General features: G+C 60.1%; 12 protein-coding genes. 5 read left to right on the top strand and 7 right to left on the bottom strand.

Going from position 1 to position 14,879, the window contains the following annotated elements; genetic code table 11:
• Positions 1-42: 42 nt before the first annotated feature.
• The 5 genes from RCF49_RS21370 to RCF49_RS21350 form a co-directional block, all read right to left on the bottom strand.
• Entirely contained in the window at positions 43-765 is a 723-nt protein-coding gene (locus tag RCF49_RS21370; protein ID WP_342641803.1) for an ABC transporter ATP-binding protein, read from the bottom strand.
• Complete coding sequence (locus RCF49_RS21365) at positions 752-1,519, bottom strand: ABC transporter ATP-binding protein (protein WP_342641802.1); 768 nt, start codon at positions 1,517-1,519, stop codon at positions 752-754. Before RCF49_RS21365 ends, RCF49_RS21370 begins: the two co-directional genes overlap by 14 nt.
• Positions 1,512-2,465 carry a branched-chain amino acid ABC transporter permease gene (locus RCF49_RS21360; protein WP_342641801.1) on the bottom strand — a complete coding sequence of 318 codons (954 nt, stop codon included), beginning with the start codon at positions 2,463-2,465 and terminating at the stop codon, positions 1,512-1,514. The genes RCF49_RS21365 and RCF49_RS21360 overlap by 8 nt, the downstream gene beginning before the upstream one ends.
• Positions 2,452-3,336: a branched-chain amino acid ABC transporter permease gene (locus tag RCF49_RS21355; protein ID WP_342641800.1), complete on the bottom strand. Its 885-nt coding sequence runs from the start codon at positions 3,334-3,336 to the stop codon at positions 2,452-2,454. Before RCF49_RS21355 ends, RCF49_RS21360 begins: the two co-directional genes overlap by 14 nt.
• 93 nt (positions 3,337-3,429) lie before the next feature.
• Entirely contained in the window at positions 3,430-4,620 is a 1,191-nt protein-coding gene (locus tag RCF49_RS21350) for an ABC transporter substrate-binding protein (protein ID WP_342641799.1), read from the bottom strand.
• A 234-nt stretch (positions 4,621-4,854) separates the two neighbouring features.
• Between RCF49_RS21350 and RCF49_RS21345 the strand changes: the two genes are divergently transcribed.
• Genes RCF49_RS21345 through RCF49_RS21325 form a run of 5 tightly spaced genes read left to right on the top strand, consistent with a single transcriptional unit; the run spans position 4,855 to position 12,221 of the window.
• The gene (locus RCF49_RS21345; RefSeq protein WP_342641798.1) at positions 4,855-6,465 is read left to right on the top strand and encodes an acyl-CoA carboxylase subunit beta; all 1,611 of its coding nucleotides are present in this window, start codon (positions 4,855-4,857) and stop codon (positions 6,463-6,465) included.
• A 17-nt stretch (positions 6,466-6,482) separates the two neighbouring features.
• A complete protein-coding gene (locus RCF49_RS21340) occupies positions 6,483-7,652 on the top strand; it encodes an acyl-CoA dehydrogenase family protein (RefSeq protein ID WP_342641797.1) in 1,170 nt (389 codons plus the stop codon).
• Positions 7,649-8,476, top strand: a complete 828-nt coding sequence (locus tag RCF49_RS21335; protein WP_342641796.1) for an enoyl-CoA hydratase/isomerase family protein — start codon at positions 7,649-7,651, stop codon at positions 8,474-8,476. The genes RCF49_RS21340 and RCF49_RS21335 overlap by 4 nt, the downstream gene beginning before the upstream one ends.
• A complete protein-coding gene (locus RCF49_RS21330; RefSeq protein WP_342641795.1) occupies positions 8,476-10,431 on the top strand; it encodes an acetyl/propionyl/methylcrotonyl-CoA carboxylase subunit alpha in 1,956 nt (651 codons plus the stop codon). The genes RCF49_RS21335 and RCF49_RS21330 overlap by 1 nt, the downstream gene beginning before the upstream one ends.
• Positions 10,431-12,221, top strand: coding sequence for an acyclic terpene utilization AtuA family protein (locus RCF49_RS21325; protein ID WP_342641794.1), 1,791 nt, complete (start codon positions 10,431-10,433; stop codon positions 12,219-12,221). The genes RCF49_RS21330 and RCF49_RS21325 overlap by 1 nt, the downstream gene beginning before the upstream one ends.
• Here the strand turns inward: RCF49_RS21325 and RCF49_RS21320 are convergent, their stop codons facing one another.
• Together RCF49_RS21320 and RCF49_RS21315 are read right to left on the bottom strand one after the other, a co-directional pair.
• Complete coding sequence (locus tag RCF49_RS21320; RefSeq protein WP_342641793.1) at positions 12,222-13,361, bottom strand: hotdog fold thioesterase; 1,140 nt, start codon at positions 13,359-13,361, stop codon at positions 12,222-12,224.
• A 45-nt stretch (positions 13,362-13,406) separates the two neighbouring features.
• Positions 13,407-14,858 (bottom strand): phenylacetate--CoA ligase family protein, encoded by a 1,452-nt coding sequence (locus RCF49_RS21315; protein ID WP_342641792.1) that lies wholly within the window; start codon positions 14,856-14,858, stop codon positions 13,407-13,409.
• Between the last annotated feature and the right edge of the window lie 21 nt (positions 14,859-14,879).

The raw sequence follows: 14,879 nt of genomic DNA, 5'->3' as shown, positions 1-14,879 counted from the left end.
GGCGCCGGCTCAACTATCTCAGCGAGGTCCTGCCCCGGGGCGTCAGTTTCCGAGATAGGCTCGCTTTACGTTCTCACTCGCAGCAAGTTCCGCGGACGGCCCCTGCATGGCGATCATTCCGTTCTCTAGCACATAGGCTTCGGATGAGAGAGCCAGGGCGATGGACGCGTTTTGCTCCACCAACAACACGTCGGTGCCATTATCGCTGATCGTCTTAATGATCTTGCCGATCGTGCGTACGAGATTAGGCGCTAGGCCAATCGTCGGTTCATCCAACATCAGGAGGCGAGGCGCTGCCATCAGCGCTCTTCCGACAGCCACCATCTGCTGCTGCCCGCCGCTCAAGCTCTCAGCGCGATCATCCAGCTTGGCGACAAGATCGGGGAAATAGGCCATGACCTTATCGAAATCCCGGACCACGGCGGCTCTGTCGGTGCGCAGATAGGCGCCGATATTCAGGTTTTCCCGGACAGTAAGGGGACCAAATAAACGCCGTCCCTCCGGCACCAGCGAGATACCCCGGTGCACGATGTCATCGGGCTCGCGTCCGGCAATATCCTCGCCGCAGAACAGGATGTGTCCCTCACTCGGCTTGAGAAGGCCGGTCACCGCCTTGAGGATGGTCGTCTTGCCGGCGCCGTTGGAGCCGATGATCGTGGTCAACCGGCCCGAGCGGACCACCATGTCGACACCGCGAACCGCGTGAACCTTCTGGTAGCGAAGGTGGACCCCACGCAGGTCGAGAATGGCATCAGTCTGCGGCATCGATCGCGCCTCCAAGATAGGCGTCGATCACCACGGGGTCGTTGCTGATCTCCGCAGGCGTGCCTGATGCGAGCTTTCGGCCGTGGTGCAGGACCACAATGCGGTCGCATAGAGACATAACCGCCCGCATGTTGTGCTCAACGAAAAGGATCGAGATGCCAAACTCATCGCGCAGCCTTCGGATGACCTTGAGTGCCTCGGCCGCCTCGGTCTGGTTCAGCCCAGTCAGCGGCTCGTCGAGGCACAAAAGCTTCGGTCTGCCGGCAAAGGCGATGGCCATACTGAGCATCCGCTGCAGACCATGCGGCAGGTTACGCGCCGTCTCATCCAAGAGGCCGTCCAGATGCATGATCCTCGCCGTCTCACGCACGCGCGTGTCGCGCTCGCTGGGCCTGCGAATGCTCTGGCAGGCGCCAATCAGGATGTTGTCATAGACAGTCATATCTTTGAGCAGACTGTCGTGCTGAAAAGTGCGGATCAGCCCGCGCCGCGCGGCCTTCCAGGGATGTCCGCTCTCCAATCTCTCTCCGAGGAAGCTGATCGAGCCCGATGTGAGCCGATAGAAGCCACTCAATAAATTGAAGGTGGTGCTCTTGCCCGCGCCGTTCGGGCCAATCAGCCCCAAAATTTCTCCTTCGCGTAGCTCGAATGTCAGATCGCTCACGGCGAGCAGTCCACCGAAGCGCCTGGTGATGCCCCGGGCTTCGAGCAGTAGCTTGTGTGCATTCGAGGCGGCGCCTGGCCGGTCAAGCATCGCGGCCTCCCGGACTGTGCAGGGCTGCCGCCAGGGGCTTTACAAGTCGGAGCTGCGCGAGACGCCCCAGCAATCCGTTCGGCAAGGCGAGCATCGCCATCACAATGACGATGCCGTAAAAGAGCTGATCATAGGCGCCAAAGCCCAGCAAGTACTGTGCGACAAGAGTGAGCAGCGCCGCGCCCAATACCGGACCGACCGGGTGCTTGTCACCGCCGAGCTTTACATAGGCGAGCGCGAATACAGAGAGCATAAAGGTGAAGTCGCCGGGGCTGATCACCGAGGCGACATAGGCATAAAGTGAGCCGGCGATCCCTAGAACGATGCTGGCAATAACCAGGCAGGTCACCCGCATGGCAAGCACATTGATGCCCACGGATCGCACGACCTGTTCGTTGTTGTGAATTGCCGTAAAGATCTTCCCGAGGTGGGATCGTTCTACCACCGCCAGAGCAACGATGAGCATCATACAGACGATGACAACGAAAGCAGGATAATAGGGCTCGATCCAGGCGGGGACCAAAATGCCCAGAATGCCGTTGTTGCCGCCGAGGAAATCCGACTCCACATAGAAGAGCCGCATGATCTCCGCGAATGCGAAGCTGATCAGCATGAAATAGGCACCCGACGTCCGCATGGTGGCATAGCCCAAGGCGAGCGCAACCAATCCCGCTACGACTCCCGCCACTGGGATCGTGAGGAGCAAAGGCCAGTCAAGGCTGGTCGCAATATACCCTGCGGTATAGGCTCCGATGCCATAGAAGGCGCCGGTCGCCATGTTGAATTCGCCAATCAGCATCACGAAGCGCATCGCAGCAGCAATGACTGCAGCCAGTGCCATCCACAGGATCACCTGGACGACGAAATCCGTGGGCGCCAAGAGGCAGTAGGCCGCGAGCGTAATACCGACGGCAACCGCAAGACGAGACAGGTTATCGGACGACACGGCCAAGTAATCCCTGTGGTCGGAGGACCAGCACCACGGCCACAAGCACGAACATGCCGATCGTCGCGGTGGGAAGATCCACGTAGAAGGAACCGAAGCTCTCGATGGCGGCGAGCAGAAAGCTCGCGAGAATGGCGCCGGGAATGCTGCCGAGCCCGCCTATGATCACGATCATGAATGCCTTGATCAGGAACTCTCCGCCCATGGAGGGTAGAATGACCGCCAGAGGCGCGATCAGGCCCCCCGCAAGCGCCGCGAGAGCCGAGCCGATCAAGAAACCATAGAGGGCTATACGTCGATAGCGGATGCCTTGCAGCATTGCGGCTTCCTGGTCTTCCGCCACGGCGCGCAGGGAAACGCCGAGCGGCGTTCGCATCACCATGAAAAGGATTGCTCCAGTGGCAGCCAAAGCCAACGCACAGATCAACAGCTTCTGTAGCGAGATTGCGCCACCCAACACTGTGATGCTGCCCTCAACCAGCGCAGGAACAGAGCGCGGGTAGCCGCCAAAGAGCTCCAGCATGCCCCCCTGCATAATGAGCACAAGGCCCAAAGACAGGATGAAGCCCGATGTCATGTCCCCAAGGTAGTGTGCAAAGCCGAACCGGAAGACGAGGACCGAGATGATCAGCAGCACCACCAGCGCCACAGCAAATGCCAGCAGATAATCTGCCCAGGGTGGCAGCCCAACCTGGCTCGTCAACCAGCCCACCTGCACGGAAATCAGCAGCGCTGTTAAGCTAAAGAACTCGCCATGTGCGAAATTGATGATCCTCATCACCCCGAAGATCAGGGTGAGCCCCAGCGAAAACAGCACATAGATTGCGCCGATCTGCACGGCATTGATCAGAAGCTGGACGAAAGTGCTCATGGCCTGTTCCAGGATGCGCTGGACATTCGGGGTACTGGAGCCGCCATTTCGATGGAGGCAGTGAGCGACAGTTGCCTGTCGCCTCAGGGCACATCACTGGCCCAGCTTCTTTGCGAGCTCTGCCGGATTGATGCGCGCAATCTCTACCGCTTCACCATTCTTGATCTGGCTTATGATCACCGGCAGCAGCATCTGGTTGGGAAGTCCATAAACGTCAGCCAGACCAAAAGCGGCCGGGCCATAGGAGGATTCGAAGACGATCTCCGGCAAGACCTTGGCAATGGCCTCCGGCTCGATGCTATCTGCCTTCTCAATCCCTGCCTTTAGAGCCGCGATCGAATCCCATGGAGAAATCGTTACCTGATCGAGCGGCTGGCCAAGCTCTTTGATAGCCCGCTCGTTGAGCGCCTTCTCGATCTCGGTTGCCTTGTCTCCGGTGAAGACCGCAGCAAGTCCCATATAGACGTCCTCGGCGGCAGCTCCACCCGTCTTCACCAGTGCGGCGGGGGACGATCCGGCCGACGCGATCTTGACGCCTTTCCAGCCCTGGATCTCCAGCTCCTTGAACAGCTGGCCGGCATTCGGCAGCGGTGTGCCGCCCACGTCGATAATGTCTGGCTTAGCGGCGATCATGCGGGTCGCTATCGGAGCGAAATCGGTGGTCGCGCGCTCAAACAAGTCGTCGCTCACGATCTCATAACCCAGCGCCTTCCAGTTCTCGATGGAGGCGGATTGAATGTCCTGACCCGTCGCGTCATTGGGGTTCAGCAATGCAACCCTCTTCGCCTCGGGATATGTCTTTTGGATGAAGGTGTAGAGAGGCTGCAGTATCTCACCGGGGCTGTTCAGCATCGTGAAGGTCAGGGGGAATTCCTTGCCGCGCAATCGCTTACCCCAAGCTCCCGTGAAGTGCAGAACGCCACGGCGCTCAGAAATGGCCTGCAGCGCAGAAACGGCAGCGGTCGACTGGGTCGCTATGATGTGCTTGATCCCGTCGCGGACGATCAGCGTTTGCGCCACCTTCGCCCCGTCCGTCGCCGAATATTTGTTGTCATAGGCGACGATCTCGAGCTTGTAGGTTTTTCCGCCCGCTTTGATCCCGCCGGCTTCATTGATCGCCTTGGCTGCCTGCTCAGCCGTCCAAACAGCGCCAGTGCCGTAAAACGCACCGGGCCCGGACAGAACGGCGGACATACCAAGCTTCAATGTCTCGTCGGCCTTTGCAGGCATCATCGCCGCAATACCAAATGCAGCGACCGAAGCCGCAAGCTGAAACCACTTCATGGAACTCCTCCCTCCCATGGGATCGCCAGGACTCCGGACAGCGCCATTGGCTGACGTTCTGATCGGTAAGTCCATTGAACGCTAGCATCGGCGCTGTTCTTTGTCGAACAAAAATGATCAGATGATCATTGTTCATTTTTGTTGACGAGCTTTGGCAGGGCTGACACATTCTGCCGCCAGGGGGACCGCCCCGCCGCTCCCCCTCTAGCCGACCGCCATCGCAACGAGGCGTATATGCCGCCCTTCAGAAGCACCATCGATCCGGCAAGCGAGACCTTCGCCACCCAGCGCGAAGCGATGCTTGCGCTCATTGCCGAGGTGGACGCCCTAGAGAACAAGGTGCGGGCACGCTCCGAGCTTGCGCGAGCGAGGTTCGAAGAGCGCGGTCAACTGCTCCCCCGCGAGCGCCTTGCGCGATTGTTCGACCGAGGCAGCCCGATTCTCAGTCTCACCCCCCTGGCTGGGCTAGGAATGCATGACGATGACGGGGTCGAGAACGTGCTTGGCGGCTCGGTGATCGCTCAGATCGGCTTCGTCAATGGCACCCGTGTGATGGCGATTGCCAATGACAGTGCCATCAAGGGCGGCGCGACCATGCCCATGGGGCTAAAGAAGTATCTTCGGGCGCAGGAGATCGCCCTGGCGAACCGCCTCCCGGTCGTTCTGTTGGTCGAAAGCGCCGGTGCGAACCTCGCCTATCAGGCCGAGCTATTCGCCGAGGGAGGCCGACGCTTCTACAATATGGCCAAGCTCTCGGCCGCGGGCATTCCGCAGGTCGCTATCGTGCACGGCTCCTGCACGGCAGGAGGCGCTTATCTCCCCGGCATGTCGGATTACTGCATTATGGTGAGAGGTCGCGCCAAGGTCTTCCTCGCCGGCCCACCCCTTCTGAAGGCGGCTACCGGCGAGATCGCCGATGACGAAGAGCTCGGCGGTGCCGACATGCATGGCATGGTCGCAGGAACGGCCGAATTTCTCGCCGATAACGATGCAGAGGCGATCGAGATCGCTCGTAACGTCATCGGCTCACTCGGATGGCAGGAGCGACCGGCGTCGCAGAACTGGCAGGAGCCGCTCTACTCTCCCGATGAACTGGCCGGTGTCGTCCCGACGGATTACCGCAAACGCTACGATGTGCGCGAGGTTGTGGCGCGCCTGGTGGATGGCTCGGATTTCCTGGAGTTCAAGAAGGATTTCGGTAGCCAGATCTTCTGCGGATTTGCAGCCATCGAAGGTATGCAGTGCGGCCTGATCGGGAATAATGGCCCGATCTTCCCGGAAGCGGCTGTGAAAGCCGCGCAGTTCATCCAGCTCTGCTCGCAAGCACGAAAGTCGATCATTTACCTGCAGAACACGACAGGCTTCATGGTTGGCCGTGACGCGGAGCGCGCGGGCATCATCAAGCATGGCGCCAAGATGATCCAAGCTGTCTCGAATGCCCCGGTACCTAGCATCACTCTGCTCATCGGTGGCTCGTTTGGTGCCGGCAATTTCGGCATGTGCGGTCGCTCTTACGACCCACGCTTCATCTTCGCCTGGCCCAATTCGCGGATATCGATCATGGGCGCCGAACAGGCCGCTACCGTCATGGAAATCGTCACTGAACAGAAGCTCGCGCGAAAGGGCCGCACGCCGGACCCGGAGCGGATGGCGGCTACTCGGGTCGCCATTATTCAGAAGGTCGAAGCGGAATCGACCGCACTCGCCGCCACCGGGCGCATGTGGGATGACGGCATCATCGATCCCCGCGACAGCCGCCGAGTCCTGGCGTTCTGCCTGAGGACCTGCCACGAAGCAGAAGCACGCCAACTCCAACCAATAACCTTTGGCGCTGCCCGCCTTTAGTTCCCGGGAGGAACAGAATGACGATTTTCGGCCCTGAGCATGAAGAACTGCGCCGCTCGCTGCGTCGGTTCATCGATACCGAAATCAACCCTTTCGTCCAGGAATGGGAAGACATCGAGCAGTTTCCCAGCCACGAGATCTGCAAGAAGGCTGGCAATGCGGGGTTCCTCGGGATCAGCAAGCCGGTCGAGTTCGGCGGGCTCGGGCTCGACTACAGCTACAGCACGATCTGGGCCGAGGCTCTCGGGACCATCCATTGTGGCGGCATTGCCTCCGCGCTCGGGGTGCAGACCGACATGTGCACCCCCGCCCTGGCCAAGCACGGCAATGACGAACTCCGCCGCGAGTTCCTTGCACCGACCATCGCCGGCGACTATGTGGGCTGCCTGGGCGTTAGTGAAGTCGGGGCCGGATCAGACGTCGCCAGCATCAAGACCTATGCCCGAAGGGATGGCGATGACTATGTGATCAACGGCGGAAAGATGTGGACCACAAACGGCACCAAGGCCGACTGGATCTGTCTGCTTGCAAATACCAGCGACGAAAACGGTCCGCACAAGAACAAGTCGCTGATCGTCGTTCCCATGGATGCCAAAGGCATCGACCGCTCGACCAAGCTGCGAAAGTTCGGGTTGTGGGCATCCGATACCGCGCAGGTCTTTTTCGACAATGTTCGCGTGCCGCGCCGAAACCTGATTGGCGAGGAGGGCATGGGCTTCATCTATCAGATGGAGCAGTTCGCTGAAGAGCGCCTGTTTGCGGCCGCCCGCACCGTGACCCAGATGCAGGGTTTGATCGACGCGACCATCGAATATACCGGTCAGCGTGTCGCCTTCGGCAAGCCGCTGCTAGACAACCAGTGGATCCACTACACCTTGAGCGACATGGCGACCGAGGTCGAGGCATTACGCTGCCTGACCTACACAGCAGTCGAGAACTACGTGAAGGGTGAGGACGTCAAGCTGCTCACTGCCATGGCCAAGCTGAAGGCCGGTAAACTCGCCCGTGAAATCCCCGACCAATGCCTGCAGTTCTGGGGCGGTGCGGGCTATCTGTGGGAATCGCGTGTTTCGCGCATCCTCCGCGACAGCCGCCTGGTGGCGATTGGCGGCGGCGCGAATGAGGTGATGATGGCGATCATCTCCAAGGAGCTCGGAATCCTGCCCGGTCGTAACAAGCGGGCATGATCATGAGCAGCGCCTTGCCTGATTGTGAAACGCTGCTGCTCGATCGTAAGGGTGCAGCCCTCTTCATCACGTTGAACCGCCCAGCCGTACGCAATGCGCTGAACAGTGCAATGTGGGACCAGATCAACGCGGTGTTCCAGGCGATCGCCCCCGACCGGTCGATCAAGATCGTGGTGCTGCGCGGTGCCGGGGGAACCTTTTGTTCTGGCGGGGATATCGGCGAGCGCTCGCAGTTGCGCGACAATGCCCCACTGGAGGGGGGCGATCCCGTTGCCGAGCGGAACCGCCGGGCCGGCTTTATTTTTTCACGCATCGATGAAGCGCCACAAGCTGTCATCGCAGTGGTCGAAGGACCCGCACTGGGGGGTGGCTTTGGCCTTGCCTGCGCGGCCGACATCGTGATCGGCTCCTCCACCGCTCGTTTCGGCTTGCCGGAGGTCACGCTTGGCCTCGCACCGGCACAAATCGTGCCCTTCCTGCTGCGCCGCATAGGGCCTGCGCGATTGCGCCGGCTCGCACTGACGGCCGCGCGAATAGATGCGGCCGAGGCCTATCGAATCGGCATCATCGATGAATTGTGCCCGGATGAGGCGGCCATCGAACAGCGTATCGCCGCCCTTGCGAATGAGATCGACCGGGGTGCCCCGGGCGCGATTTCGGTGGCCAAGCAGCTGATTAGACAGGCTGAACTCACCGACCAGTCCGGTTTCCTGGATCAAGCCTCGCAGATCATCTCCCGCATGACCCAGGGGGCTGAGGGCATCGAGGGTGCTGCCGCTTTCAGGGAAAAGCGCGCGCCTTCATGGCGGCAAACGAGGATGTGATGCCAGCAGGGATTCGAACCATTCTCGTCGCCAATCGCGGCGAGATTGCCGTGCGCGTATTGCGTACCGTGAAGGAGCTCGGTTATCGCGGCATCGCCGTCTTTAGTGACGCTGACGCCGATGCGCCACATGTCATGGCTGCCGATCGCGCCATCCGTATCGGGGAAGCCCCCGTCGGCAAATCCTATCTTTCGACCCCCGCGATCATCGCTGCCGCGCGCCTCAGCAATGCCGATGCAATCCATCCCGGCTATGGTTTCCTTTCCGAGAATGCGGAGTTTGCTGCCGCCTGCGCTGAGGCTGGGATTATTTTCATCGGCCCATCTCCCGAGGCCATCCGGGCCATGGGCGATAAGCGGATGGCAAAGGAGCGCATGGAGGCTGCCGGCGTTCCCTGCATTCCGGGTTATCGCGGCGCAGACCAGAGCCCCGAAGCCATGGCCGCAGCCGTGCGGCGAATTGGCTTTCCTCTGATGATCAAGGCCGCCGCAGGTGGTGGCGGTCGAGGTATAAGGCTGGTGCACAGCGAAGCCGAGCTTTTGCCGGCCATGAACACGGCCTCGTCCGAAGCGCGCAACGCCTTTGGCGATGGTACTCTCTATCTGGAACGGGCGCTCATTTCCGCGCGTCATATCGAGGTGCAGATCATGGGAGATGCCCATGGTAAGGTCCTCCACTTCGGTGAACGCGACTGCTCGACGCAACGCCGCAATCAGAAGATTCTCGAGGAAGCCCCCTCGCCTGCCCTCAATGACGAGCAGCGGCAGCGGATCTGTGCCGACGCGGTCGCCGCGGCCAGATCGATCAGCTATGTGGGCGCCGGGACCGTCGAATTCCTGCTCGATCAGAAGGGCAAACACTTCTTTCTCGAAATGAACACCCGGCTTCAAGTCGAGCATCCGGTTACGGAAATGATCACCGGCGTCGATCTGGTGGAGCTCCAGATCCGCGTCGCTACCGGTCAGCCACTCGGGTTAGAGCAGCAGGATATTTCCTTTACGGGCAGTGCCATTGAAGCTCGCCTCTATGCAGAGGATCCATCCGCAGGCTTCCTTCCGCAGACAGGCACGATCACTCGCTGGCGCCCGGCCAGCGGCCCCCGCATCCGCGTTGACTCGGGCATTCATGAAGGCCAGAGCGTTACCCCGTTCTATGACCCGATGCTTGCCAAGATCATCGGCTGGGGTCCCACTCGCGAGGATGCCCGGCGTGCGCTCGACCGCGCCTTGGAAGATACGATCATCCTCGGGGTGGGCACCAACCGGCGATATCTCACGCGCTTGTTGAAAGATGACGCTTTTGTCAGCGGCACCATCACGACGGATTATCTCGCGCAGGCTGATGGTCTTGCCCGGGCCGACGAGCCAGAGGCCTTCGAACAAGCCGTTGCGGCGCTTCTGCTGTGCTGGCCGCTGGGCATGTCGGTTCGCCAGTGGCGAGAGGCGGGCGGAGCGAGCTGGCGAATTCGCTTCGATGGCAATGACAAGACTGTGGTGATGATCGAACGCCATATCGACGGCACCGCGACGATAACACTCGCGCATAGCCGGTTCGAGGTGACACCGATCACTCTCAATGAGGACACGCTCACGTTGCGGGTCGGCGACATGCTGGAGCATGCCACCTTTGCCCGGAGCAAGAGTACTGTCGAGATCGTTTGGCAGGGACGCTACGCCACATTCTCGGAGATTGATGAGCAGGCACGCGGGCTTCAAGACATAGCATCGGATGGGCGCCTGCGGGCGCCGATGTCGGGCTGCGTGGTGAAAGTGCTCGTCTGTGTCGGGGACCGCGTCGCTCGGGGTGATTGTCTCGTTGTGCTCGAAGCCATGAAAATGGAAACGGAGCTTCGCGCCGGGGTTGATGGCGTGGTGACCGTGCTCGATGCTCGCGTCGGTGAACAGGTTACCGCGCAGCACGTCCTTGCGGAAATCTCGATCGATGAGGCCGCATAATGTCCAAGCGGATCAGGATTGGCTGCGCCTCCGGCTTCTGGGGCGATAGCGAGGATGGTGCCCGCCAACTGCTCTACCGGGATCGCGTGGACTATCTGGTCTTCGATTATCTGTCCGAAGTCACGATGTCGATCCTGGCGCGTGCTCGGGCTAAGGATCCGCGGCTCGGCTATGCCCGCGACTTCGTTTCCCCCACGATGCGTGGGCTCCTCGGGCGTATTGCCGAGACTGGGACAAAGGTCATTGCCAATGCCGGGGGTATCAATCCCCTCGCCTGTCGAGATGCGCTAGCAGATCTTATCGACAAGCAGCGCCTCAATCTGAAGATCGCAGTCGTCCTGGGCGATGACCTCATGCTGAGGGAAGCCGAATTGCGGGCGGCCGATGTCGAACACATGGACGATGGCTCCCGTCTGCCGGAAAGCCTCTACAGCGTGAATGCCTATCTGGGTGCCGAACCCATCCGCGCTGCTCTAGAGCTGGGTGCCGATATGGTCATCACGGGTCGCTGCGCAGATAGCGCCATTGTGCTGGCTCCGCTGATGCACGAGTTTGGCTGGCAAGCTTCGGATTATGACCGATTGGCGGGCGGCTCGCTCGCGGGGCACATCGTCGAATGTGGTGTTCAGGCAGTTGGCGGGAACTTTACCGACTGGGAACAGGTCGAAGGATGGGAGGATATGGGGTTTCCCATCGTCGACTGCGCCGAGGATGGCAGCTTCATCGTGACCAAGCCGGAAGGAACCGGCGGGCTCGTCACCCCGCTTACAGTTGGCGAGCAACTGCTCTATGAACTGGGTGAGCCTGCGACCTATATCCTTCCTGACGTCATCTGCGACTTCACGCATGTCAGCCTGACGGATCTCGGCCATGATCGTGTCGAGGTGAAGGGGGCCCGCGGCCGTGTAGCAACCGACAGTTACAAGGTGAGCGCAACATATCAGGACGGCTTCCGCTCAACTGCGATGTTCACCATGGTCGGGCGCAATAATCGGGCGAAGATCGAGAAGGTCGGCGGGGCCATCCTGGCTCGCACTCGGCGCCTGTTCCGAGAACGCGGGTTTGGTGACTACCGTCGTGTAAGCCTCAAGATTATCGGCGCTGAGGACGTCTATGGTCCTCATGCTCGGCAAGGCGCCATGCAATCACGCGAGCAGTTGTTACGCCTCGACGTACATCATGACGAGGCCGAAGCCCTCAAGATCTTTACACGCGAGATCGCGCCGGCCGGAACGGCCATGGGTCCGGGCCGTTGCAGTCTCGTCGGCGGGCGGCCAGACGTGACGCCGCTCGTGCGGCTGTTCTCCTTCCTTTGGCCCAAGAACCGGGTGGAAATAGAGATTGACATCAATGGTCAGCGCCATCCGGTCGTGGTCGCCCGGGGCGAGCCCTTTCAGCCTCCGGCTCCAGCGCAATTCAAGGAAGCCACTTCACCCGATTGGGACGGGCCATCGAGGAGAATGGCTCTGGCCGATATTGCTGTTGCGCGCAGCGGCGATAAGGGAAACACCGTGAATATCGGCGTCATCGCCCGCAAATCAGCCTATCTCCCAATCATCGCCGAACAGGTCACAGCGGAAGCCGTGAAGGCCTACTTCGCTCATCTGGCCCATGGCCCGGTCCAACGTTATGCTCTTCCCGGGTTCGATGCCTTCAACTTCCTACTGCACGAGGCCCTCGACGGGGGCGGGGTGGCCTCTCTGCGCAATGATCCGCTCGGAAAAGGCTTTGCGCAGATGCTGCTCGACATGCCGATCGAGATGCCGGTCGCGCTCCTCGATGATGCCTGATCACTCGATCACGCGGTAGGTGACAGTCCCCTGCGCGATCAAGGGCCCATCGACGCCGTCGAGCGTAATCCTTATGGTGACAAAACGAATGTTGCGGCCGGCATTTTCTACCCGGCTATCAGCACAAAGCACTCCCTCGGTCGCGGCCCGGATCACCGTGCAATTGATGCTGATCGTTTCGGCCGATAACTGGTGTGCGCGGTCATGCATGGCCGCAGCCCCGGCAATCTCCATCAGTGCCGTCAGTGTGCCGCCTGATACAGCGCCACGACTGTTAAGCGTGCGGCGATCGACATCGAGTTCCACAACCACATGCCCGCGCTCGATATGGGTGGTGCGGCAATCGAGCTGGATCGATTGTGCACTGTAGGACAGCTCGGTATCGGCAGGCCGCGGGGTGAACTTGACGATCTCCGTCGGCTGATCGGCTGAGGCGGGTGCCGAAGATGCGGCTGGAGCGGTCAAGTCCGCCTGCACGGGTGGCTCGATCAGATCCTGCCTGCCGTTAACGCTCATCATACCGCCACGCACGAAGTCGCGGAACGTTTCGACAGCCCAGCTCGGCATGCGCGTCACTTCACCCATCCAGTTGCTGAATCGCATGTTCAGATAGTGATGGGACGCCATCAGGATGAAAGCGATGACTTCGAGCTGCTGCTCCCGGATCGCATCAAACTCACCGCGCCGGCGGTCGGCTGAGAAATGCCGAATGAACCATTCTACGTTGTCTGCGACATATACCCTGTAGGCCTTTGGCGCGAAGACTTCCGCCTCAGTCAAGACGCGGTAGAAAGCCGGATTTTCCTGGATGAAATCGTCAAATGCCACGAGCAGCACATCCTGCCGCTCGAAAAAGCTCACATTGTCCTCAAGCCTCGTCTCGAGATACTGCCTCAGCTTCTCTCCCAAGTAAGGTAAGAGCTGATCAAAAATATCCTGCTGGCTTTCGAAGTAGTTGTAGAAGGTGCCATGAGCGATGCGCGCATGTGACGTGATCTTGCGAATGGTCGAACCCGCATAGCCGCGATCACCCACGAGGCGGATGGCCGCCTCAAAGAGACGGTTTCGGGTCAACTCGCTCTTTTCGGCACGTCGGCCTTTGCGCAGACGCTTGTCCTGATCTTCCGCCGCGACGGTCATTTTCTCTGCAACCCTTCATCGGCATGAACCGCTGCAGCGGTTCGATCAGGAGGCTTTAACCGTGCCGCGTTCATCGATCAACCGGCGCGGCTTGCCTTCTTTGCCAATATTCGCCTCAGGCAGGTTGCCTTCTTCCACGAACTCCACGCCGATCTTGATGCCAAGATCATTCTGCAGGCGGTTCTCGTAATATTCTTTCAAGCCCTCGCGGGAACGCCCGTCGCTCTTCAATTCAATCCGGACCGTCAGCTCGTCACGCAGCACCCCATCCCGTTCGTGCCGAGTAGCAATGCAGATCCATTCACCGGTCGAGCGATCATCGCTGCGAACGGCCTGCAAACAGGCCATTGGATAGATGTTGACCCCCCGGATCTTGACCATCTGGTCCGATCGGCCAAGGAACTTGTCCATGCGTCGGAAGTTGCTGCCGAGTGCACTCGCCCCGTCATATTTGATCCGGCCGAGATCGCGGAGGTTATAGCGGATCAGTGGCGGTATATGGCGATGGAGGTGGGTGATGCAGATATCCCCTGCTTGCCGAGTCGGCACCGGGCGTCCGGTCTCCACATCGAGGAACTCGAATATGACGGCATCCTCCATGAAGTAAAGACCTTCCTGATCCTCTGCCTCAAAGGCCAGAGCACCGCCCTCATGAGTCCCGTAATTGTCGTAGACGGGGCATCCCCATAGCTCCTGCAGCTGGATGCGGAGTCCATTGTCGACATCCGGCCCGAGATAGGCGCAGATATATTTGGTGCCGAGCTCGCGTACATCGCGCCCGAGCTCCGTCTTCATGACTTTGGCCAGCTGTGTGAGATATTCGGGGAACGACACCCAAGCATTCACACCGAGGGCCCGGGCATATTCCATCTGGCGGCGGCTCGGAGTGACCACGCCTGTTCCAGTGGTGATCGGTACGATCCCGAGATAGTCATGACACGCCTTGTAATAAGCCCAGCCCATATTGGCGAGCGAGAGGGTGCTCGTGATCTGCATCACGTCACCGGGCCTACCGCTCTGCGCGTAGATCGTCCGCGCGATGAAAGCGCCATTATACTCCCACTCGAGCGGCCCGTAGAGCGTCGGCCTCGGCATTCCCGTGGTGCCGCCGCTGGTCTGCAGCTTCAGCGGAGACTTGCGGGCAAATTCCGCAAACTCGATACCGCACATCTCACCGAAGGGCGGTTTGGCCTCCAAGCTCTTCTTGATGTCATCGCTGTCGAAGCTCGGTAGCTTCTGCAGATCCTCCATGCTGGTGATGTCGCCCGGTTCGATCCCGGCCGCCCCCCACAGCTTCTGATAGAACGGGTTTTTCCAGGCATGGCCCATCATCTTGAGAAAATGATGGTTCTGATAGGCGCGGATCTGGTCCTTTGACCATGACAAGAAGATCTCATTATACCAGACGTCCGGCGGCGGAATGACTTCGAAATAGGCATCCCAGTCAATTGACTTGATGTACAGCGGTAGGTTGGTTCGAGAGAGCGCGGGTTGCATGGATTCTTCCCGGATACCTGT

This window comes from Rhodoligotrophos sp. CJ14, assembly GCF_038811545.1.
Classification (GTDB): Bacteria; Pseudomonadota; Alphaproteobacteria; order Rhizobiales; family Im1; genus Rhodoligotrophos; species Rhodoligotrophos ferricapiens.
The sequence above is the reverse complement of the archived record's forward strand: the minus strand, read 5'-3'. Positions and strand labels throughout refer to the sequence as shown.